Annotated in this window: 13 protein-coding genes; 3 read left to right on the top strand and 10 right to left on the bottom strand. The window is 62.6% G+C overall.

The genetic code is table 11. The features are described from left to right. Window positions 1-40: 40 nt before the first annotated feature. A complete protein-coding gene (gene pgm / locus PFU01S_RS06115; RefSeq protein WP_027914872.1) occupies window positions 41-1,678 on the bottom strand; it encodes a phosphoglucomutase (alpha-D-glucose-1,6-bisphosphate-dependent) in 1,638 nt (545 codons plus the stop codon). Window positions 1,679-1,910: 232 nt separating this feature from the next. Here pgm and PFU01S_RS06110 point away from each other — a divergent pair, with 232 nt between their 5' ends. Together PFU01S_RS06110 and PFU01S_RS06105 are read left to right on the top strand one after the other, a co-directional pair. Then, window positions 1,911-2,558: a DUF1345 domain-containing protein gene (locus tag PFU01S_RS06110; protein ID WP_027914871.1), complete on the top strand. Its 648-nt coding sequence runs from the start codon at window positions 1,911-1,913 to the stop codon at window positions 2,556-2,558. Window positions 2,559-2,893: 335 nt separating this feature from the next. Continuing rightward, window positions 2,894-3,154: a DUF1652 domain-containing protein gene (locus tag PFU01S_RS06105; protein ID WP_027914870.1), complete on the top strand. Its 261-nt coding sequence runs from the start codon at window positions 2,894-2,896 to the stop codon at window positions 3,152-3,154. Here the strand turns inward: PFU01S_RS06105 and PFU01S_RS06100 are convergent. The 9 genes from PFU01S_RS06100 to PFU01S_RS06060 all read right to left on the bottom strand — a co-directional run bounded on the left by PFU01S_RS06100 (window position 3,151) and on the right by PFU01S_RS06060 (window position 19,187). Beyond that, entirely contained in the window at window positions 3,151-5,217 is a 2,067-nt protein-coding gene (locus PFU01S_RS06100) for a putative bifunctional diguanylate cyclase/phosphodiesterase (RefSeq protein ID WP_028686350.1), read from the bottom strand. The two genes, PFU01S_RS06105 and PFU01S_RS06100, sit on opposite strands and share 4 nt — an antisense overlap. 145 nt (window positions 5,218-5,362) lie before the next feature. Further along, window positions 5,363-6,850 carry an efflux transporter outer membrane subunit gene (locus PFU01S_RS06095; protein ID WP_028686351.1) on the bottom strand — a complete coding sequence of 496 codons (1,488 nt, stop codon included), beginning with the start codon at window positions 6,848-6,850 and terminating at the stop codon, window positions 5,363-5,365. Further along, entirely contained in the window at window positions 6,847-9,954 is a 3,108-nt protein-coding gene (locus tag PFU01S_RS06090) for an efflux RND transporter permease subunit (protein WP_027914867.1), read from the bottom strand. The genes PFU01S_RS06095 and PFU01S_RS06090 overlap by 4 nt, the downstream gene beginning before the upstream one ends. A gap of 31 nt (window positions 9,955-9,985) precedes the next feature. After that, window positions 9,986-13,081: an MdtB/MuxB family multidrug efflux RND transporter permease subunit gene (locus tag PFU01S_RS06085; protein ID WP_028686352.1), complete on the bottom strand. Its 3,096-nt coding sequence runs from the start codon at window positions 13,079-13,081 to the stop codon at window positions 9,986-9,988. Continuing rightward, window positions 13,078-14,352 (bottom strand): MdtA/MuxA family multidrug efflux RND transporter periplasmic adaptor subunit, encoded by a 1,275-nt coding sequence (locus PFU01S_RS06080; RefSeq protein ID WP_028686353.1) that lies wholly within the window; start codon window positions 14,350-14,352, stop codon window positions 13,078-13,080. The genes PFU01S_RS06085 and PFU01S_RS06080 overlap by 4 nt, the downstream gene beginning before the upstream one ends. Before the next feature lie 218 nt (window positions 14,353-14,570). Then, window positions 14,571-15,071 (bottom strand): thiol peroxidase, encoded by a 501-nt coding sequence (tpx, locus tag PFU01S_RS06075; protein WP_027914864.1) that lies wholly within the window; start codon window positions 15,069-15,071, stop codon window positions 14,571-14,573. A 153-nt stretch (window positions 15,072-15,224) separates the two neighbouring features. After that, window positions 15,225-16,505 carry a serine/threonine transporter gene (locus PFU01S_RS06070; RefSeq protein WP_027914863.1) on the bottom strand — a complete coding sequence of 427 codons (1,281 nt, stop codon included), beginning with the start codon at window positions 16,503-16,505 and terminating at the stop codon, window positions 15,225-15,227. Between the two features lie 312 nt (window positions 16,506-16,817). Next, on the bottom strand, window positions 16,818-18,014 hold the full coding sequence (locus tag PFU01S_RS06065) for an amino acid aminotransferase (protein WP_028686354.1): 1,197 nt from the start codon (window positions 18,012-18,014) through the stop codon (window positions 16,818-16,820). Between the two features lie 147 nt (window positions 18,015-18,161). Continuing rightward, entirely contained in the window at window positions 18,162-19,187 is a 1,026-nt protein-coding gene (locus tag PFU01S_RS06060) for an Ldh family oxidoreductase (protein WP_027914861.1), read from the bottom strand. A gap of 428 nt (window positions 19,188-19,615) precedes the next feature. Between PFU01S_RS06060 and PFU01S_RS06055 the strand changes: the two genes are divergently transcribed. Then, window positions 19,616-20,425, top strand: coding sequence for a gamma-glutamyl-gamma-aminobutyrate hydrolase family protein (locus tag PFU01S_RS06055; RefSeq protein ID WP_027914860.1), 810 nt, complete (start codon window positions 19,616-19,618; stop codon window positions 20,423-20,425). Window positions 20,426-20,433: the final 8 nt, after the last annotated feature.

Raw genomic sequence — 20,433 nt, 5'->3', positions numbered from 1 at the left:
AATTTACATCTCACCACAGGGCCAAGCCCTTTATCACTGCTTACGCAATGGCCGCATCCACCAGTACCTGGGCTTCCTGTACCAGACGTTGCAAGTGGGCTTCGTCGACGAAACTCTCCGCGTAGATCTTGTAGATGTCCTCGGTGCCGGATGGCCGGGCTGCGAACCAGCCATTGGCGGTGATGACCTTCAGACCACCGATGGCCTGCCCATTCCCTGGCGCGTGGCTCAGGATCTGCAGGATTGGCTCTCCAGCAAGCTCGGTGGAGGTCACTTGCTCGGGCGCAAGCTTGCTCAACAACCCTTTCTGGCGGGCATCGGCCTTGGCTTCCACGCGGGTAGCGAACGGCTTGCCCAGGGCCTGGGTCAGCTCGGCATACGCCTGGCTTGGGTTACGTCCCGTCCGGGCGGTCATTTCCGCAGCCAGCAAGGCCGGGATGAGGCCATCTTTGTCGGTTGCCCATACCGAGCCGTCGCGGCGCAGGAACGAGGCGCCCGCACTTTCTTCGCCACCAAAGCCCAGCGTGCCATCGAACAGGCCTTGGGCGAAGAACTTGAAGCCTACGGGTACTTCGTACAGCTCGCGGCCCAGCCGTTGGGTTACGCGATCGATCAGGCCGCTGGACACGACCGTCTTGCCGACGGCTGCGTCGCTACGCCACTGGGGACGGTTGCGGTACAGGTAGTCGATGGCCACGGCCAGGTAGTTGTTAGGTTGCAGCAAGCCGTCGGGGGTGACGATGCCATGGCGATCATGGTCCGGATCGCAGGCAAAGGCCACGTCGAAACGCTCGCGCAGGCCGATCAAGCCCTGCATGGCGTAGGGTGACGAAGGGTCCATGCGAATCTGGCCATCCCAGTCGACGCTCATGAAACGGAACGTCGGGTCGACCTCGGTGTTTACCACTTCCAGGTCCAGTTGATAATGCTGGGCAATGGCCGACCAGTAGCGCACCCCTGCCCCACCCAGCGGGTCCACACCCAAGCGCAGCTTGGCCGCACGGATGATCTCGAAGTCGATGACGTTTTCCAGGTCTGCCACGTAGTGGCTGACGTAGTCGTGACGATGGGTGGTAGGGGCCTGCAGCGCCTGGGCGTGGTCGATACGCTTGACCCCCGCCAGCCCGGCCGCCAGCAACTCGTTGGCCTTGGCTTCGATCCACTTGGTGACGTCGCTGTCGGCCGGGCCGCCGTTGGGCGGGTTGTACTTGAAGCCGCCACTTTGCGGCGGGTTGTGCGAGGGCGTGATGACAACCCCGTCGGCCAGGCCGTCCTGGCGCCCACGGTTGTAGCAGAGGATGGCATGAGACACTGCCGGTGTCGGGGTGTACTCGTCGTCCTTGGACAACATCACCTGCACGCCGTTGGCAGCCAGCACTTCCAACGCACTCGCTGCTGCAGGTGCTGACAGCGCGTGGGTGTCGGCACCGACGAACAGGGGGCCATCGATGCCCTTTTCCTGGCGGTACAGGCAGATGGCCTGGGTGATGGCCAGTACATGGTATTCGTTGAAGCTCAACTCAAGCGAAGTACCCCGGTGCCCCGATGTGCCGAAGGCGACCCGCTGGCTCGCCACGCCAGCGTCCGGCCGGCCGGTATAGTAGGCCGTGAGCAGGCGGGGAATATCGACCAGCACGCTGGCTGGAGCCGGCTTGCCTGCCAAAGGACTGAGCGTCATGCATTAACCTCGAGTTCAGCGAAATGTGGGGGGTTAGAGCGTGCAGTGTACTGAGAGTTGCAAGTGCGCGCGATGCAGGGCACGAAAGAAACCCCGGGTATCGCTCGATGATAATTTGATGCAGACCCCCCGTCCCTGCCACGGGATGATATCGAGCCCCTGCCTTATGTGGATCTTGGCTCAAGCCATGCGGTCAGAAGCCTTGTCGAGCACACCATTGCTGTGAGGCACCATGGCTTTCTATCGTCTGACGCGCACTCACCCTCGATTGAGCCTGGCCACAGGCGCAGGGTTGCTGAGCGCCTGGCTGATCCCTGTCAGCGACCCTGTGCAACGCCTGCTGGCAGGCTGGAACATTGGCGTCTGGTTGTACCTGATGCTGGTACTCTGGCTCAGCTGCACCGCAAGCCCTGCAAAGGTTCGCAAGGTGGCCCACAGCGAAGACGAAAACGCGGGCCTGGTGCTGCTGACCGTCTGCGTCGCAGCGATCGCCAGCCTGGTCGCCGTGACGCTGCAACTGGTGTCCAGCCGCGGGCTGCAGGGCAGTGCATTGACGGCTCACTACCTGTACACCGGGTTCACCGTCGCAGGCTCCTGGCTGCTGATTGGCTGCATCTTCAGCCTTCACTATGCACGGCTGTTCTATGCAGTGAAGGCCACGGCGCCGCCTTTACGCTTCGCCGATGGCGAAACCCAGCCAGACTACTGGGACTTTCACTACGTCTCGTTCACCATCAGCGTGGCCGTCCAGACATCCGACGTGGGGGTAGCCGGTAGCGCGATGCGGCGCGTGGTATTGGCCCACTCGCTGGTGGGGTTCGTGTTCAACACCGCCATTCTTGGCTTTACCATCAATATCGCGGCTGGGTTGCTTGGGTGAATCACCCGTCGGTCAGGTTTCATGAACTCACGCCATGCTCGGCTTTATACGTTCTATAGGCTTATCTCGTATCCCCACCCTGAACCCGGCTTCCGAGGTTCAGCGTTTGGATTGGCTCGATGCGGTGGGCGTGTGCCCGCCGGACGGGCAAAATCATGAGGATGCGCCTTAACCGGCTTCAGATTCCCATAGCGCTGTGATGCAGGTCATGCCCTGCAACATTTGTCACATTTGCAAGCGAGAATCACGTCAGCCAGATGCTATGGTTACATTCCCGGCAGCCACGGTGCGCGGCCGCCCTTCACCAGCTTTCAGTCACGTACAAGGAGGCTCGGATGAACAAGATGACCTTCCCCAACGCCTGTCAAGTCATGCGCTGGCACTTCCATCCGTTGGGTTTCGAAGCCAACATGGATGCACCGCGCAGCATGGTGGCGCGGCTGTTCGATCGAAGCACGGGCGAAACCTTGCTGGCCATAGCAGGCATCCCCTGCACAGCCATCATGGCTGCCAGCGATGTAGAGCGCATCATCGAAGCGGTCGAAACCGAACTCGATGCCTTCCAACCCCCTCCTTTGCTGCGCAACGCCAGTTAACCCAGGGTCGAGTTCGACCCCCGCAACTGCTCGGCCGGCACGGGTCGACCGAGCAAGTAGCCCTGAAGCGAATCGCAGCCTAACCGCGTCAGGAAGGCCTGCTGACTGGAGGTCTCGACGCCTTCTGCGACGATTCGCAACCCCAGTGCGCGGCCCAGGGCAACGATGGCCGACACGATGGCCGCATCCTCGCCCTCATCTTCCAGCTCGCGCACGAACCCTCGGTCGATCTTCAGCTCGTTGGCTGGCAAGCGCTTGAGGTACATCAGGCTGGAATAACCTGTACCAAAGTCGTCAATCGATAGGTCCACGCCCATGTCCGAGAGCTGCTGGAGTACGGTCAGGCTCACCTCCACGTCGGACATCGCCGTGGTTTCGGTGATTTCTAACGTCAGGCAGTTGGCGGGCAGTGCGTGACGTTCGAGGGCACGCGCCACGCTATCGAGCAGGCCCGCGTGGCAAAACTGGATGGCCGACAGATTGACCGCGATCCGCCAGCCCTCGATACCCTCATCCAGCCACAGGCGCATCTGGCGACACGCCTCGTCCAATACCCAGTCACCGATGGGGATGATCAGGCCGGTCTTTTCCGCCAGGCCGATGAAACGGTCTGGGGCCAAAAGCCCGTGCTGAGGATGCTCCCAACGCAGCAACGCCTCGGCGCCGATCGGTTGACACCGCTTGGCGTCGAACTTGGGTTGGTAATGCAGACGGAATTGACCGGCTGCCACTGCCAGGCGCAAGTCCTGCAACAACTGCAGCTGCTGACGGGCGTTGCTGTTCATCGAGGCGTCGAAGAAGCTGTAGCCATTCTTGCCGACCCGCTTGGCGTGATACATGGCAGCGTCGGCGTTGCGCAGCAGCTCGTGCTGATCCTGGCCGTTGCCGGGATACAGGACGATACCCAGGCTCGCTGAAAGCTGCAGATCATGCTCGGCCACTCTGAAAGGCCGCGAGACCAGATTCACCTGTTTGATGGCAACGTTCATGGCATCGCTCGGGTCCTGTAACTCGACCAACAGCACGAACTCGTCCCCGCCGATGCGCGCCAGCGTGTCCTGACTGTGCAGGTGACCCCGCAATCGCGTCGCCACAGCCTTGAGCAGCAGGTCCCCAGCATGATGGCCAAAGGCGTCGTTGACCGGCTTGAACCCATCCAGATCAATGAACATCAGCGCAAAGCACCCCCCCTGCTCAGCGACCTTCGCGATGGCCAGTTCTATGCGGTCAGCCAGCAGACTGCGATTGGGCAGCCCTGTAAGCGTGTCGTGCAATGCCAGCTGAGTCAGCTCCTGGTTGGCCAGGGTCAAAGACCTGGCCAACGCCGCCGTGCGAGCTTCGAGGCGCGCGTCCAGTACGGAGGTCAGCAAGGCCACGAGCAACACGGCAAAGGTCGTGATCAGGACAAGCGATACCAGGCCGTCCCCTTCCAGGCCATCGGGCAGCGCGCCACAGAAACTGCCCTGGGGAAAACCAGCGGCCGCCATACCGGTGTAGTGCATGCCAACGATGGCGATCCCCATGAGCACCGCTGCCAGCCCACGTATCTGACGCACGTAGGGGGTCTGCCGGCGCAGCCGGAACGCGGTCCACAGCGCCGCAGCCGAGGCGCCCACCGCGATCAGCAGCGAGGCCATGAACAGGCTCGGGTCATAGTCGATCCCGGGTGTCATGCGCAGCGCTGCCATGCCGGTGTAATGCATGCTGGCGATTCCGGCACCCATGATGAGCGCGCCGAGGGCAAGCTGCAGGAAGGGCAAGCTGGGCTGGCTGACCAGCCACAGGGCGAAGCCCGAGGACAGCACCGCGATCAACAGCGAACATGCCGTCAACGTGAGGTCATAGCCCAGCTCGACAGGCAGCTGCAAGGCGAGCATGCCGACAAAATGCATCGACCATATGCCGGTCCCCATGGCCAGCGCCCCGCCGATCATCCATAGCGAGGCGGCATACCCTCTGGCGGTGGCAATGCGCCCGGCAAGGTCCAGCGCCGTGTAGGACGCAAGGATGGCCACGCACAGGGAAATCAGCACCAGCGAAGAGGAGTAGCTAGCGGTCAGCATTTTGCGAAGTACCAGGGGCTGGCAGAGGTAGGCACGAAAGGCCGACCATTGTACTCAAGCTTTGGTAAAACGCACGGTGTTTCGACATGTCAAATGGCCATGTCGACAGCAGGTAGGTGCGTCGACATGTGCCATGGGCTGCGCATCAATCCTGGTCGGCGAAAGCCCCACGGGCATCCCAGCCACCGCCCAGCGCTGCCACCAATTGGACACTGGCGACCAAGCGTCCCTGCAACAGGTTGAGCACACTGCGTTCGTTGCTCAGGGCGGTGGCTTGCACATTGACCACATCCAGATAGCCGATCAAGCCGGCCTTGTACTGATTTTCCGTAAGCCGCAGCGATTCGCGGGCTGCCTCCAGGGCTTCCTGGCGCACCACGGCTTCGTCCCCGTACACCTTCAGTTGCACCAGCAGGTTCTCGACTTCCTTGAACCCATCGAGCACGGTCTGGCGGTACTGGGCGACCGTCTGGTCGTATACGGCAACGGTACGGTCCACCTCGGCGCTGCGCCTGCCGGCATCGAACAGGGTGAGCGCAAGCTGTGGGCCAACCGACCAGTAGCGGTTGGGCAACTCGATCCAGTTGTTGAAGCTGCTGCTCGAATAACCGCCATTAAGGCTCAGGCTGAGATCTGGGAAGTAAGCCGCACGTGACACGCCGATATTGGCGTTGGCGGCCATCACGTTGCGCTCGGCAGCGGCGATGTCGGGTCGGCGCTCGAGCAGTTGCGACGGCAGTGCCACCGGGATTTGTGGCAATGCAGGAATAGCCTGGCTGTCGGCCAGGGCAAATTGCGCAGGCGTCTTGCCCAGCAACACGGCAATGGCGTTCTCGAATTGAGCGCGCTGCCAGATCAGGTCGATCAGGTCAGCCTCGGTGCTTTTGAGCTGGGTGCGCGCCTGGGCCACGGCATCGGGGCCGGCGGTGCCCGCGCGGTATTGATTCTGGTTCATCCGCAGCGATCGCTCGTACGCGGCCACGGTGGCTTGCAGCAAGCGTTTCTGCTCATCGATGACGCGCAGTTGCAGGTAGTTCTGCACCAGCTCCGACTGCTGGCTCAAGCGCATGGCGGCAAGGTCGGCCAGGCTGGCCTGGGCACTGGCCTGGTTGGCATTGAGCGTCTCGCGCAACTTGCCCCACAAGTCGATTTCCCAGCTCACGCCCAACTGGGCGTTGTAGGTGTCACGAATGCCGCTGCTGTTATTGGACAGGCTTGAGCTGGAACTGCCGGTGCCCTGGGCTGACCTGTTCTTGGCCACGCTCAGGTCAAGGCTTGGAAACAGCCCGGCGCGGCTACTGCGCACCAGCGCCTGGGCCTGACGATACTGAGCCTCGGCTTGCGCCACACTCTGGTTGTTGCGGTTGAGCTCCTCGACCAGTGCGTTGAGTTGCGCGTCGCCGTAGATCTCCCACCAGGCACCGCGGGCGATGGCGTCAGAAGGCGTGGCCTGCGTCCAGCCTTCGGCATGCTTGAATTGCGCCGTGCCGGCCATTTCCGGGCGGTGGTAATCCGGGGCCAGTGTACAGGCGCTGAGCAAGGCGGCCCCCAAGGCAGCCCCCAGCAAACGCGAGCCGCGAACACGGCTGAGCACTTGCAGGGCACGATGAAGCGGAGTCTGGGCAAAAGTCATAGCGGGTTTTCCAAGGCCGCGTCGGTGCGCACGCCGCGCCAACGGTTGTAGCGGTGACGCAAGCGGTCCAGATACAGGTAGACCACAGGCGTTGTGTAGAGGGTCAGGACCTGGCTGAAAACCAGGCCGCCGATGATGGTCAGCCCCAGCGGCTGACGCATCTCCGCCCCTTCTGCCTGGCTCAGCAGCAGGGGCAAGGCGCCGAGAATGGCCGCCAGCGTCGTCATCAGGATCGGGCGCAAGCGCAGCAGGCACGCGCGCCGAATGGATTCCTCGGGCGAGAGCCCCTGGTGGCGTTCAAGTTGCAGGGCCAGGTCGATCATCAAGATGGCGTTTTTCTTCACGACCCCGATCAACAGGAACAGCCCCAGCAGGGAAATCAGGCTGAATTCGCCACCGGTCACATACAGCGCCAACAAGGCACCAACGCCGGCCGAGGGCAGCGTGGACAAGATGGTCAGGGGGTGGATATAGCTCTCGTACAGGATCCCGAGCACCAGGTACACAAGCACCAGTGCGCCCAGAATCATGAAAGGCTGCCCCTGCGCGGTCTTGGTGAAGGCGTCGGCGGTGCCGCCCAGCTTGGCGATCACCCCTTCCGGTAGGCCGAGCTTGGCCACGGCACGCTCGACCGCCGCCAGCGCCTGGTCGGTGCTGTAGCCTTCGGCGACGTCGAAGGCGATGTCCTCGGAGGCGAACTGGTCTTCGTGGCTGACCCGGTCGTTGGCCAGGCTATTCTCGTAGTGCGCGATGGTCGACAGCGGCACCCGCGCGCCCTCGGCGGTAATCACCTGCACCTGCTCCAGCGTACTGGGGTCCCAGGCGTATTTCGGGTTGATCTCCAGCACGACCTGATATTGGTTGAGGCTGTCGTAGATGGTGGAGATCTGCCGTTGGCTGTAGGCGTTGTTCAGCACGGTGGTGACCATCTGCATGTCGATGCCCAGACGCTTGGCCTGATCACGGTCCACCACCAGTGTCACCTGCTGGGTGCCCGCCCCGTCGCGTGCGTCGATGGCGGTCAGCTCGGGCAAGGCGCGCATGGCCGCGACGACTTTGGGGAACCATTGGCGCAAAGCTGCCAGGTCGCCGCTCTGCAAAGTATACAGGTACTGCGAGGACGACTGATCGCGCCCGCCGCCGCCTAGCTGCAGGTCCTGATCGGCCATCAGGAACAGCCGCCCGCCTGGCACCTTGGGCATTTCCTTGCGCAGGCGCTCGATGACCTTCTGGGCATCGAGCTTGCGTTCGCCGATGGGCTTGAGCCTGACCAGAACCATGGCGTTGTTGGTGCCGCTGTTGCCGCCGATGAAGCCTGCAACACTCTGCACGGCAGGGTCTGCGAGCAAGGCGCGCCGGTAGATTTCCATCTTTGGCTGCATCACGCTGAACGACAGGCCGTCGTCACCGCGAATGAAACCCATGAGCTGGCCGGTATCCTGCTGGGGCATCAGCGTTTTGGGCACCACGATGTATAGCGCCACGTTGACTGCAATGGTCACCAGCAGGCTGATCAGGGTCAGGCGCCGATGCCGCAGCGCCCAGCCCAGGCTGCGGTCATACGCGGCAACCATGCGCCGGTGCACGGCATCGCTCCAGCGTTGCAGGCGAGTCTGCTCGGCCTGGTGCGCAGTCAGCCAGCGGGCGCACAGCATGGGGGTGAGGGTCAGCGACACCAGCAGCGAAACCATGATGGCGGCCGCCAGGGTGATGGAAAATTCCTGGAACAAACTGCGCACGATGCCGCCCATGAACAGGATCGACACGAACACGGCCACCAGTGACACGTTCATCGACAAGAGGGTAAAGCCGACTTCCTTGGCGCCCAGGAACGCCGCTTTCATGGGTGGCTGCCCGTCCTCGATATGCCGGGAGATGTTCTCCAGCACAACGATGGCATCGTCCACCACCAGTCCCGTCGCCAGGATCAGCGCCATCAGCGACAGGTTGTTGAGCGAGAAGCCGCACAGATACATGACCGCGAACGTGCCGACCAGCGACACCGGCACCGCAAGGCTTGGAATCAGTGAAGCACGCAGGCTGCCGAGGAACAGGTAGACCACCAGGATCACCAGTACCACGGCGATCAGCAGGGTATGCTCCGCCTCCTTTAGCGTGGCCTTGATCACCGGCGAACGGTCCATGGCCACGTTTAGCTCGACGCTTGCCGGGAGCAGCGATTGCAGTGCAGGCAACTGCGCCTTGATCTGGTCCACCGTGGCAATGATGTTGGCACCTGCCTGCCGGTTCACGACCAGCAACACCGCGCTCTGGTCATTGAAAAAACCACTGTTGTAGCGATTTTCGACCCCATCGGTGATGGTTGCCACATCCGATAACCGAAGAATCGTGCCATTCTCCTGGCGAATCACGATCGGCCCGTAGTCCTTGGCGCTTTCCAACTGATCGTTGGCCCGCACCTGCCAATTGCGCTCGGCATCCTCGACAAAGCCCATGGGCCGGCGCTGGTTGGCGTTGGCCACGGCGGTACGCACCTCATCCAGCGCCAGGCCGTACTGGTTCAACAATTGCGGCTCGACCGAAATGCGCACGGCCGGCAGCGAACTGCCCCCGATCTGCACCTCACCCACGCCAGGCACCTGGGCCAGGCTTTGGGACAGGATGGTGTCGGCCAAATCGTACAGCTGCCCTTTCTGCAGCACACTTGAGGTCAGCGACAGGACCATGACCGGTGCCTGCGACGGGTTGATCTTCTTGTAGGTCGGCATGCTGCGCATGCCGCTGGGCAGCAGGTTGCGGGTGGCATTGATTGCGGCCTGCACCTCGCGCGCAGCGCCGTCGATGTCGCGGCCAAGCTCAAAACCAATGATGACCCGCGTGGAGCCCTGGTTGGAGCTGCTGGTCAATGTGGTGACGCCGGCGATGCTGCCCAGCTTGCGCTCGAGCGGCGTTGCCACGGTCGAGGCCATGACCTCGGGGCTTGCGCCCGGCAGGTTGGCCGACACCACGATCACCGGGAAATCCATCTGCGGCAGCGGCGAGACCGGCAACAGACCGAAGCTGACCGCGCCCAGCAGCATGATCGCCAAGCTCAACAGCATGGTTGCCACGGGCCTGCGGATGAATGGCGCCGACAGGTTCATCGGGCCGCCCTTAGGAACGCGCTGCACGTACTCATACCGGCTCCTGCGCCAGGTCGCGCTTGCCGAAGCGACGGCCCAACCGGTCGAAATACAGGTATATGACCGGCGTGGTGAACAGTGTCAGCACCTGGCTCACCAGCAGCCCGCCCACCATCACCAGGCCCAGGGGTTGGCGCAGTTCGGCGCCGGACCCGGTGGCCAGCATCAACGGCACTGCACCGAACAGGGCCGCCAGCGTGGTCATGAGGATCGGTCGGAATCGCAGCAGCGCGGCCTGGTAGATGGCATCGCGCGGACTCATGCCTTGGTGACGCTCGGCTTCGAGCGCGAAGTCGATCATCATGATGGCGTTTTTCTTGACGATGCCGATCAACAGGATGATGCCGATGATGGCGATCATGCCCAGGTCATTGCCACTGATCAGTAGCGCCAGCAACGCACCCACGGCAGCCGAAGGCAGCGTCGAGAGGATGGTTACCGGATGGATATAGCTTTCATAGAGCACACCCAGCACGATGTACATGGTCACCACCGCCGCGAGAATCAGCAGCAAGGTGCTGGACAGCGATGCCTGGAACGCCTGCGCCGCGCCCTGGAAACGGGTCTGGATACCCAACGGCATGCCGATGTCCTGCTGAACCTGCTCGATCACTTGCACGGCCTTGCCCAGCGACGCGCCCTGCCCCAAGTTGAATGACAAGGTGACCGCCGGGAACTGGCCGATGTGGGAAATGGCCAGCTGCGCCTGGCGCTGCTCGATGCGCGCCAGCGCGGACAGTCGCACTTGCCCGCCATCACCGGCCTTGACGTGGATCGACTCCAGTGCCTGGGGCCCGATCACGGCCGCGTCTCGCGATTGCAGCACCACCCGGTATTGGCTGGCCTGGGTATAGATGGTCGATATCTGCCTTTGGCCGAAGGCATCGTAAAGCGCGTTGGTGATCTGCGATACGCTGATGCCTAGCCGACTGGCCATGTCCCGGTCGATCACCAGGTACACCTGCAAGCCATTCTCCTGCAGGTCACTGGCCACATCGGCAAGCTCGGGGCGCAGGTTCAGGGCCTGGACCAGCTTGCCACTCCACTGCCCCAGCAGCTCGGCATCGGGCGATGACAGCGTGAACTGGTACTGCGTGCGGCTGACCCGGTCCTCGATGCTCAAATCCTGCACCGGCTGCATGAACAGGCGGATGCCCACCAGCTTGTCGAGCTGGGGTTGCAGGCGCTTGATGACATCGGTTGCAGTGACATCGCGCTCGCCATGAGGCTTGAGGTTGATGAGCATGCGGCCGCTGTTGAGCGTGGCGTTGTCGCCGTCCACGCCAATGTAGGATGAGAGGCTCTGCACAGCAGGGTCTTGCAGAATAACGCGGCTCAGGGCCTGCTGGCGCTCGCTCATGGCCGCAAACGAGGTGGACTGGGGCGCTTCGGAGATACCCTGAATGACGCCCGTGTCCTGGACCGGGAAGAACCCCTTGGGCACCACCATGTACAGCAGTACCGTCAACGCCAGGCTAGCCACCGCCACCAGCAGGGTCAGGGGCTGGCGCTTGAGTACCCATTGCAGGGCGCTGGCGTAGTGCTTGATCAGCCAGTCGATCCAGGCGCCGCTGGCGCGGTAGAAGCGGCCTTGCTCGTCAGGGGTGGGTTCACGCTTTAGCAGGCGGGCACACATCATCGGCGTGAGGGTCAGCGAGACCACCAGGGAAATCAGGATGGCCACCGCCAGGGTGATGGCGAACTCCCGGAACAGGCGCCCTACCACATCGGCCATGAACAACAGCGGGATCAGCACGGCGATCAGCGAGAAGGTCAGCGAGATCAAGGTAAAGCCAATCTGCCTGGCGCCTTTGAGCGCCGCCTGCATAGGCGTTTCGCCCTCCTCGATGTGCCGGGAAATGTTCTCCAGCATCACGATCGCATCGTCCACCACGAAACCGGTGGCGATGGTCAGCGCCATCAGGGTGAGGTTGTTGATGGAAAACCCTGCCAGGTACATGACGGCGAAGGTACCGACCAATGACAGCGGCACGGCAATCGAAGGAATGATCGTGGCGCTGAACCGCCGCAGGAACAGGAAGGTGACCATCACCACCAGGGCGATGGCGATCAGCAGTTCATGCTGAACGTCGCGCACGGCGGCACGGATGGTCTGGGTACGGTCAGTGAGCACGGACACGTCCAGGCCCGCGGGCAGGTTGTCGGTGATCGAGGGCAGCATGTCCTTGATGCGGTCCACCACCTCGATGACGTTGGCACCTGGCTGACGCTGGATGTTCAGGAGCACGGCATGGTTCTGGTTGGCCCAGGCCGCCAGCCGCTCGTTTTCCGCGCCGTCGACGATTTCCGCCACATCCTTCAAACGCAGCGGAGCGCCGTTGTTGTAGGCCAGGATGAGGTTGGCGTATTCCTCGGGCGAGCGCAGCTGGTCATTGGCGTCGAGCATCGAGACGCGGGTAGGACCATCGAAATTGCCTTTTGGCTGATTGACGTTGGAGGCCCCGATGAGTGTGCGGACATCCTCCAGGTTGAGCCCGTTGGCTGCCAGCGCATCCACGTTGACCTTGATGCGCACGGCCTGGCGCTGGCCCCCGGCGATGCTGACCATGCCCACCCCGCTGGTCTGCGCCAGCTTCTGTGCCACGCGGGTGTCGACCAGGTCGTTGAGCTTGGGCAGCGGCATGGTCTTGCTGGAGATGGCGAGCGTCAGCACTGGCGTATCGGCCGGGTTGACCTTGTTGTAGACAGGAGGCGCCGGAAGATCGCTGGGCAGCAGGTTGCTGGCGGCGTTGATTGCAGCCTGCACCTGCTGCTCGGCCACATCCATGTTCATGTCCAGGTTGAAGCGCAGGGTCAGCACCGACGCGCCACCGGAACTGGTCGAGGCCATCTGTTCAAGGCCGGGCATCTGGCCGAACTGACGTTCGAGTGGCGCGGTAACGGCACTGGTCATGACCTGGGGGCTTGCACCGGGATACAGGGTCATGACCCGAATCGTGGGGTAATCCACCTGCGGCAGCGCGGCGACAGGCAGCATGCGGTAGGCAATCAGACCGGCCAGTACCAAGGCCAGCATGGTCAAGGTCGTTGCGACTGGCCGCAGGATGAACAGGCGCGAGAGGTTCATGCGCCCGCCTTGCCTGCGGTGCTGTCGGCCTGGCCCGGGGCACTGCTTTCTTGGCCCTGCAAATGCTGGCCGGGCGTGGTGGGCACCTGGGAGCTGTCATCGACCACGTCCACCTTGGTGCCTTCGCGCAGACGGTCGGTGCCTTCGAGCACCAGGCGATCACCGGCCGCCAGGCCTTCGAGGATCACGCTGTTCTCACCGTCGCTGGGGCCGACTTTCAGCTTGCGCACGTTGACGGTATTTTCGCCGTTGACCACGTAGGCGAACGTCCCGTCGTTCCCGAACTGGATGGCGGCGGCTGGCGCCAGCACCACCTGCTTGAGCGTATCGGCAAGCAGGCGCACGTTTACGAACTGGTTGGGGAACAGGGCCAGGTCCTTGTTCTCGAAGCGGCCCTTGAACTTGAGGGTGCCAGTGGCAGTGTCGATCTGGTTGTCGATACTGCCCAGCACGCCAGTGGCCTGCAGCTTGCTGTCGCCTCGATCCCACGCCTCCACGGGCAGGCTGGCCCCGGTGCGATAGCGCTCAAGAACGGTGCCCAGTTCGGTTTCTGGCAGTGTGAACGCCACGTTGATCGGCTCTGTCTGGGTGATCACCACCAGGGCGGTGGTGTCGTTGGCGGCCACCAAATTGCCCAGGTCGAGCTGGCGCAGGCCGACACGGCCGCTGATGGGCGCGCGAATCTGGGTGAATTCGAGGTTCAGGCGCGCATCGTTGACCTGCGCCTGGTTGGTCTTGACCAGCCCCTGGAATTGCGCCACCTGCGCCTGCGCAGTGTCCAGGGTTTGCTTGGCGATACTGTCCTCGGCGTACAGCCCTTTGTAGCGAGCGACGTCGACCTGGGCATTCTTCAGTTGCGCCTGGTTCTGGGCCAGGGTGCCCTCGGCCTGCTGCAGGGCAATACGGTAGGCACGTGGGTCGATTTCAGCAAGCAGGTCACCGGCCTTTACTTGCTGGCCTTCCTTGAAGTGCACCTTGACCAACTCCCCCCCTACACGGCTGCGCACATTCACGGTATTGGTCGCGGTCACGGTGCCAAGCGCCTTGTAGTAAAGCGGGAAGTCGCCCACCCGTGCAGGTTCCACCCTGACCGGGACAGGGTCGGTAGACCCTCCGAAACCGGGCCGCCCGCTCTTGCCACCCAGCCCCCCAGCAGCCTGGTCGGTGGCTGGCGTGGCAGGCCATAGCCACCAGGCCAGCACTGCAACCAGCAGCACGATCAGCAGCATAACGAGCCAGCGACGGGGAGAACGGGATGTAGGCGCTTGCATGGGTTGAACGAACCTTGTTCGGATTGACGATTCAGGAGGGTGAACGATAAGCACTGTCGACAGCCAAGCAAAGCGCCTTTACCAGAGGTTTACCTTTGCCTGACGTTGCCAAGACCCTGAACTTTAAACGAAAACGGCCCGGAAAAGCGTTCCGGGCCGTTACAGGGTATAGCTTGGAGCAATGGGCAGGAGGAAGGTTCGATCCCTGCCCGGCGCCGTCACTTCAACGCGGCAAGGGCGGCGTCGTAGTTGGGCTCGTCGGCGATTTCAGCGACCAGCTCGCTGTGCAGCACCTTGTCGTGCTCGTCCAGTACCACAACGGCGCGGGCAGCCAGGCCTGCCAATGGGCCGTCGGCGATGGCAACACCGTACTGCTCAAGGAACTCACGGCCACGCAAGGTGGAGAGGTTCTTGACGTTTTCCAGGCCTTCGGCACCGCAGAAGCGAGCCTGGGCGAATGGCAGGTCGGCGGAAACGCACAGTACGACGGTGTTGGCCAGCTCGTTGGCCTGGGCATTGAACTTGCGCACAGACGTGGCGCAGGTAGGCGTATCGACACTTGGGAAGATGTTCAGCACCTTGCGCTTGCCGGCGAAGTCATTGAGCGACTTGTCGGCCAGCCCCTCGCCTACCAGGGAGAACGCCGGCGCCTGAGCACCGACCTGTGGCAGCGAGCCATTGACTTGGACGGGATTGCCTTTGAGAGTCACTTGAGCCATGACAAAATCCTTGATCTTGGGTTGGGAAAAGGATCAAGAGTTAACCATGAAGGCCAGCATGTGCCTATGGGGCAACGTGAATTTGTTGGCGGTGAAGCATTGGCCCGCCCCGGCGCACGTACCGAGCACCGGGGCGGGCCTGCAACTGGGCGCTTAAGCCAACAGGCCGTAGACGACCGAAGTCAGGGCGACCAGGCCGATCACGGTGACGAACACGTTCGACAGCGCCCCGCTGTACTTGCGCATTGCCGGCACGCGGCGGATGGCATACATGGGCATCAGGAACAGCAATACCGCGATGATCGGGCCGCCGAGAGACTCGATCATGCCCAGGATGCTGGGGTTGAGCGTGGCAACGATCCAGCACACCACCAGCATCAGCGCCGCCACCACGCGGTCCAGGGCCTTGGCACCCGGGCGCGCGCCGGTCTTGGCGATGATGCCCTTGAGACCCTCGCTGGCGCCGATGTAGTGGCCCAGGAATGACTTGGCGATGGCGACGAAGGCGATCAAGGGCGCGGCGAAGGCGATGGTCGGGTTGCTGAAATGGTTGGCCAGGTACGACAGGATCGACAGGTTCTGCGCCTTGGCTTCGGCCAGCTGCGTGCTGTCGAGGGTCAGCACGCAACTGAAGACGAAGAACAGCACCATGGCCACCATCAGCAGGTGCGCACGCGCCAGAATCTGGCCGCTGCGGGCGTCTGCATGATCGCCATAGCGGCGTTTCTGGTCGACCGCGAAGGCCGAGATGATGGGTGAATGGTTGAACGAGAACACCATCACCGGGATGGCCAGCCATACCGTGTGCAGGAAGGCCGAACCGCTGGGCACGGTGTGGACGCTGTCGAGAATGCCGCCGGTCCAGTGCGGAACCAGGTACAGGCCCAGCAGCGCCAGGGCCACGATGAACGGATAGACCAACAGGCTCATGACCTTGACGGTGGCCTGTTCGCCGCAGCGTACGATTGCAAGCAGGCCCAGGATCAGCACGAACGACAGCAGTGCACGGGGTGGAGGCGCCATGTGCAACTGGTGCTCCATGAAACTGCTGACCGTATTAGTCAGGGCCACGCTGTAAATGAGCAGGATGGGGAAGATGGCGAAGAAGTACAGGACCGTGATCACGGCGCCTGCCTTGATGCCGAAGTGTTGTTCGACCACGTCGGTGATGTCTGCCCCTTCGCGCCCCGAGAGCACGAACCGGGTCAACCCGCGGTGGGCGTAGTACGTCATCGGGAAAGCCAGCGCCGCCAGCACCAGCAATGGCCAGAACCCGCCAAGCCCGGCATTGATCGGCAGGAAAAGCGTACCTGCGCCAATGGCGGTGCCAAACAGGCCGAGCATCCAGGTGGTGTCCTGACGGGACCATTTGCCGAGGGTACCGGCGGTCGTTTCTTCGTAACGCTGTTCTACGCTTGAGGCCTGCTCATTCATCCGGGTGACGCTCCACTCGCAAGACTGCAACAGGCTGAGAATGACGAAGCGTTGGCTGCGCCCTACTCAACCGGAAAAAGAGGGGCGCGATTGTGCACGGAAAGGTTGCACTTGCGAAGCCTTTTTCGGAGGGGCGGTTGCACTTGTTTGTACAAGCGGTAGGTGCAGCCGGGCTGCTCAGCACGCTCGGCGTGCAGAAGGTCTTGACTGGCACAGGCGTCCTTGCGGGCAGGACACGAATAAAGAATGACGATGGCCGAAGCCGCAGGGCGGCCTCGGCCATCGTCGTTGCATAACGTTAAGCGTGGGCGCTTACTGATGCACAGCCGCGAATGCCTCGGCAACACGCTGCAGGTTTGCCGGCCGCAGGCCTGACATGCACACGCGCCCACTGTCGATCAGGTAGACGCCAAACTCATCTCGCAAGCGGCGCACCTGCTCCACGCTGAAGCCTGTGTAACTGAACATGCCCCGCTGACGCAGCAGGAACTGGAAATCACGCCCCGGCAGCAACACGCCCAGCGCATCGACTAGCGCTTGGCGCATGTCCAGAATGCGAGTGCGCATGACTTCCACTTCCGCAGCCCACTGGGCATTGAGGACGGGATCGTTGAGCACGCCTGCGACCAGTTGGGCACCGAAGTTGGGTGGGCTGGAATAGTTACGGCGCACGGTGGCCTTGAGTTGGCCAAGCACGCTCTGCGCCGTGGCCGCATCGTCGCAGACCACCGACAGGCCGCCCACACGCTCCCCATACAGGGAGAAGATCTTGGAGAACGAGTTGCTGACCAGGCACGGCACGCCTGCGCTGGCCATTTCGCGGATGGCGAACACGTCTTCGACCAGCCCTTGGGCAAAGCCTTGGTAGGCGATGTCCAGGAAGGCGATCAACTGACGGGCCTTGACCACCTCCACCACCTGCTGCCACTGGCCCTGGTCCAGATCGGCACCTGTCGGGTTGTGGCAGCAGGGGTGCAGCAGCACCACACTGTTGGCAGGCAAGGTGTGCAACGTGGCAAGCATACCTTCGAAGTCCACGCCACGGGTGGCCTGGTCGAAGTACGGGTAGGTGTTCACCGTGAAGCCCGCCCCCTCGAAGATGGCGCGATGGTTGTCCCAGGTGGGGTTGCTGACCCAGACTTGCGCCTGCGGGAAATAACGTTTCAGGAAGTCGGCACCGACCTTCAGGGCTCCGGAACCACCGACGGTCTGCACCGTTGCCACGCGACCGTCAGCAACCGCCGGGTGGTCGGCCCCGAACAGCAGGGCCTGAATGGCCTGACGGTAACTGGCAAGGCCTTCCATGGGCAGGTACAGCGAAGCATCGTGATCCTGACCTGCGATGCGCTTTTCCACTGCATCCACTGCAGCGAGCTGCGGCACTACTCCGGCTTCGTCGTAGTAAAGGCCGATGCTCAGGTTGACCTTGTCGGCGCGTGCATCGGCCTTGAAGGTTTCCATCAACGAGAGGATCGGGTCGCCGGCGTAGGCTTCGACATGTTTGAACACAGCGTGCAGCTCCTTGGGATCAGGACGAGTCAAAAAGGCAGCCAAGAGCATACCCGTACTGGCTGAGAATGGGCACCAACTATCGTGCAAGGGGTATATGCAACCCTGCATGATCGGGTAAGGGCCGCCTACCCTGCCCTGCGGCGATCAGATGAGCAGATCGCGCAGCGCCTGCAGGGTACTGATGCCGATTGCCACCCCTTCGCGCTGCGCCCGTTCACGCTCCAGGTGCCGCCGGGCACCTGGCATGCGACTGACGCCGGCCGCCTCCATCTGCTCGAGTAGCAGGCGGCTGCGCTGGGCGAACCGTTGCCCTTGTGCGATCTGTGGATCGATGACGATCAGCAACTGCCCGGTCCACGGCGTCTTGGCCCCGGGATGGCCAGACCAGTCGAACTCCCACGAAAAATGCCCACCCGTGAGTGCTGCCGCCAACAATTCCACCATCATCGACAAGGCCGAGCCCTTGTGCTCGCCGAACGGAAGCAGAGCACCGCCGTCCAGGATCTTGGCCGGGTCCTGAGTCACCTGGCCCTGACCGTCCACGCCCACCCCCAGGGCCACGGGCTCCCCGGCACGGGCAGCCAGTTGCACATCGCCATGTGCCATCGCACTGGTGGCCATGTCGAACACGATGGGTGGATGCCCTTCGCAAGGCGCAGCGAAGGCGATCGGGTTGGTCCCGAACACCGGCTTGCGCGCACCGTGCGGTACGACGCATGTCATGCTGTTGACCACGCTCAGGGCAACCAGGCCCTGTTCGGCGAACGGCTCCACATCCGGCCACAATGCGGCAAAATGATGGGAATTGTGGATGGCCAGCACTGCGATCCCAGCAGCGCGTGCCTTGGCCACCAACACGTCCCGGGCAGCCGCCAATGCGGGCTGCGCAAAACCACCCCGTGCATCGACACTGATATAACCGGCCGCCAGATCACTGACCTCGGGAGTAGCCTTGCCATCCACCCAACCGCTGGCCAAGGTCGACACGTAGCCAGGCATGCGGAACACGCCATGGCTATGCGCGCCATCACGCTCGGCGCTGGCACAATTGGCGGCCAGTACCCGAGCCACTGCCGGCGTACAGCCATGACGCTCGAAGATCGACTCAAGCAGGGCTTTGAGCTCAGCAAAGGGAACATGGGTGACGGGCTCGCTGCTAGGGATGGCCATCAAAATATCCTTCTTCTGATCATGGAGGGATGTGCTGCACCGCAACAGCTCGGAAGACTAACCCACGCCTGCTGGCAGGGCCACGTGATCCGGTCGAGTCACCTGCCAAGCATCAGCCTGTAGCCCCTGGAACCGTTGGAACATTGCGGCGCTGCAATGAGTCGACTGCGTCGTTAAGTATTATTGACCATCGCCCTAGCCAAACCCGCGCCGCCACTGCCTTTCAGCCCGCCAGGCCCCGTGATTGGGGCCTGGCGGGCTGCTGCGGTCGTTTGACATATCGAACGGCTCTGGCAATCTAACACCAAGTCCCGACCGGCATCGTCGACGCCGACGAGTCGGCAGTGCTCGGGGCCCCAGGTTGCACCAGCGCCGCGCGCCGAGCACCTGCACAACAACGACAGGTTCAACCTGTCCCAAGGTGACATATGTCCAACAGCAACATTGGCAACAAGCAACCTTCCCTGCGCAAACCCATCGTTCTGATGACCATGGGCACCCAAGAGCGCAAAGGCCATGACTACCAGGTCATGACCCACAAATACATCACCCCGCTGGTCGATTTCGCCGATTGCGTCCCGGTCCTGGTGCCCACCTGCTGTGGCATCGAGGCACTGGAGACCTACTTGGACATGGCCGACGGCGTGTACCTGACGGGCGCGGGCAGCAACATCGACCCAGCGCTGTACGGCCAGGAGAACGAAACCCCAGGCAAAGGCCAGGACAGGAACCGTGACCTGTTCGACATTCCGCTGGTCAAGGCGGCGATCAAGCGCGGCCTGCCCATCTTCGGCGTGTGTCGGGGCATGCAGGAAATCAACGTGGCGCTGGGCGGGGACATCTACCAGAAGGTGTACGCCGAGCCTGGTTTCAATGATCACCGTGAAAACCCCGAAGACCCTGTCGAGGTGCAGTACGCTCAGGCTCACAGCGTGAAGATCAAGCCCGGCAGCTGGCTGCGCGATACCCTTGGCACGGACGAAATTCGCGTCAACTCCCTGCATGGCCAAGGCTTGCGCAACCTGGGCAAGGGCATCGAAGCCATTGCCCACGCCGAAGACGGGTTGGTCGAGGCCATCCATGCCCCGGGCCTTTCGTCTTTCCTGTTTGCCGTTCAATGGCACCCGGAGTGGCAAGCTGCCAAGAATCCTGACTCGATCAAGCTCTTCCAGGCCTTTGGCGATGCGTGCCGAGCGCAGGTTCGCAAGGCACAGGGCAAGCCTCAACAGGCGGCCTGATCACCCGC

The sequence above is a fragment of the Pseudomonas fulva NBRC 16637 = DSM 17717 genome (assembly GCF_000730565.1).
Lineage (GTDB): Bacteria > Pseudomonadota > Gammaproteobacteria > Pseudomonadales > Pseudomonadaceae > Aquipseudomonas > Aquipseudomonas fulva.
The sequence above is the reverse complement of the archived record's forward strand: the minus strand, read 5'-3'. Positions and strand labels throughout refer to the sequence as shown.